Genomic DNA, 1,255 nt, shown 5'->3' with positions numbered 1-1,255 from the left:
TAAGAGGGTGTAATTAAAATTGTGTAATTGCCTGTTTTTGATATGTTCACTCCAACAGCGGAGACAGGCAAAATATGGACGAAAAGAAACTCAAAGCCCTTGCGGCTGAACTGGCTAAAGGCCTTAAAACCGAAGCAGACCTCAACCAGTTTTCACGTATGCTGACCAAACTCACCGTCGAAACAGCACTCAATGCTGAGCTGACTGACCATCTCGGGTATGAGAAAAATGCGCCTAAAAAAGGGTCTAATACCCGTAACGGCTACTCGTCAAAAACGCTGCTTTGCGATGACGGCGAGATTGAGCTCAGCACGCCGCGTGACCGCGAAAATACCTTTGAACCTCAGTTGATTAAGAAAAACCAGACGCGTATCACCCAGATGGACAGTCAGATTTTATCCCTGTACGCCAAAGGTATGACGACACGCGAAATCGTCGCTACGTTCCGGGAAATGTACGATGCAGATGTGTCGCCCACGCTGATATCCAAAGTCACTGATGCGGTTAAAGAGCAGGTGACAGAATGGCAAAGCCGACCACTGGATGCGATTTATCCCATTGTTTATCTTGACTGTATTGTTGTCAAAGTCCGACAAAACGGCAGTGTGATAAACAAGTCGGTCTTTCTGGCGCTGGGTATCAACACCGAAGGCCGAAAAGAGCTGCTGGGGATGTGGCTGGCCGAAAACGAAGGGGCGAAGTTCTGGCTGAATGTACTGACCGAACTGAAGAACCGGGGACTTCAGGACATCCTGATAGCCTGCGTAGACGGCCTGAAAGGTTTCCCGGATGCGATAAACAGCGTGTATCCGCAGACCCATATTCAGCTCTGCATTATCCATATGGTGCGCAACAGCCTGAAATACGTCTCGTGGAAGGATTACAAAGACATTACCAGCGGATTGAAAGCGGTGTATCGGGCGCCTACAGAGGAAGCGGCGCTGATGGCGCTGGATGCATTCGCGGGTGTCTGGGATGAAAAATACCCACAAATCAGTAAAAGCTGGCGTACACACTGGGAAAATCTCAATACATTCTTTGGCTACCCGCCCGACATCCGTAAAGCCATCTATACGACGAATGCCATTGAATCGCTGAACAGCGTTATCCGCCAGGCGATAAAGAAACGCAACGTGTTCCCGACGGACGACTCGGTGCGGAAAGTGATTTATCTGGCGATAGAGTCGGCATCAAAAAAATGGAGTATGCCGATCCAGAACTGGCGGCTGGCGATGAGCCGCTTTATTATCGAGTT

At 49.4% G+C, this 1,255-nt stretch carries 1 protein-coding gene; it reads left to right on the top strand.

Features of this window, described 5'->3' with window-relative positions; translation table 11 throughout:
* Positions 1-74: 74 nt before the first annotated feature.
* On the top strand, positions 75-1,255 hold a 1,181-nt coding region (locus OB87_RS19150), incomplete at its 3' end, for an IS256 family transposase (protein WP_033570963.1).

The organism is Dickeya undicola, from assembly GCF_000784735.1.
GTDB classification, from domain to species: Bacteria; Pseudomonadota; Gammaproteobacteria; order Enterobacterales; family Enterobacteriaceae; genus Dickeya; species Dickeya undicola.
The sequence above is the reverse complement of the archived record's forward strand: the minus strand, read 5'-3'. Positions and strand labels throughout refer to the sequence as shown.